Below are 1292 nucleotides of genomic sequence, written 5' to 3' on the forward strand. Positions count from 1 at the left end.
TCCACCAGCACCTCGGCGCCCACGCGCGGCAGGAAGGCGGTGCCCCAGTTGGGCCCGGCCACCCATTCGGCCACCGACACCCAGCTGCCGCTGGTGTGGTCGCCGGGGGCATGGCCGGGCTGCGCGCTGCCGGTGTCGTTCAGGCCGCCCGGGTTGGGCTTGCTGCCGCGCTGCCAGCCGAACTGGATGCGCACCTGGTGTTCGCGGTTGGGGCTGAGCGCGGCATCGGCCACGCCCACCACGCGCGCGGTCTGCGGGCCGTGCAGGGTGGGGCGGTCCAGCGGCAGGGCGCGCAGCGGCACGTCGGCGCCGGTGGCGATGAAACTGTTGCGGTAGGCACCGCGTTCCAGCGCGGTGTTGCCCAGCAGTTCGGCGATGCCCTGGTCCAGGTTGTTCACCGCCACGTGCTGCACGGCCAGCAGCTGGAAGGTCTGGCCGGCATGCTGCGGGTGCTGGGACAGGGCAAAGGTGGTGCCTGCACCGAGCTGGCGCTCGCTGCCGCTGCCGCTGTAGAGCACCTGGCCCACGCGCAGCGCATCCAGCCGCGCCTGTGCCTCGGCGTCGGCCCAGCCGGGCTGGGCGAAACGGCCGGCGCGCGGCTGCACGTAGACCTCCAGCGCGGGCAGGGTGCCGGCATCGGCGCTGGACTGCGCGGCCACGGCGTTGACCTGCTCGCTGTGCCAGCTGGCCACGGTGCTGGCGTTGGGCACCAGCTGCTGGCGCTCGGCGAAGGCGGTGATGCCGTCGCTGGCCTCGGCCATGTCGGCGCGGTGGAAGCGGAACGTGCCGCTGTCCGGCAGCTCCGCACCCGGCTCGAATACCACCAGGGTGTGTGCGGCCTCATCGCCCTGCGCCTGCTCGATGCGCCAGGCCAGGCCGGCTTCGGCCAGCAGCCGGGTGACGAACGCCCAGTCGGTTTCGCGGTACTGGGTGGTGATCGCACGCACGGGCAGTTCGGCCTGCACGTCGAAGCGGAATACCGCCTGCGGGTAGTCGCCGAAGATCTGCTCGCAGATGGCGCGGGTGTCCTGATCCTGGAAGATCACCGCATTGCGGCGCAGGCGTAGCAGGGCGGTCCAGGGTTCCAGGATCAGGCGGTAGCGGGCCAGGCCGCCATCGCTGCCCAGCTGCGCGGCCTCGGTGCACAGGCCATGCCACTGCCGCAGCGCGCCGTCGGCCTGGCGCAGCTGCAGGGTCAGCGGCTGCTCCAACCAGGGCGCCAGGTCGAGGAAGGCGTCAGTCGCCAGGCAGTCGATCTGCAGGCGGTTGTCGCCGCAGACCGATTCGGTGCC

General features: G+C 72.4%; 1 protein-coding gene. It reads right to left on the minus strand.

Translation table 11 applies throughout. The features are described from left to right. The coding region (locus IAE41_RS22275; protein ID WP_200734602.1) for a type VI secretion system Vgr family protein at positions 1–1292 on the minus strand (1292 nt) is incomplete at both ends.

Source organism: Stenotrophomonas sp. S39 (assembly GCF_016624665.1).
In the GTDB taxonomy this organism is placed as follows: Bacteria; Pseudomonadota; Gammaproteobacteria; order Xanthomonadales; family Xanthomonadaceae; genus Stenotrophomonas.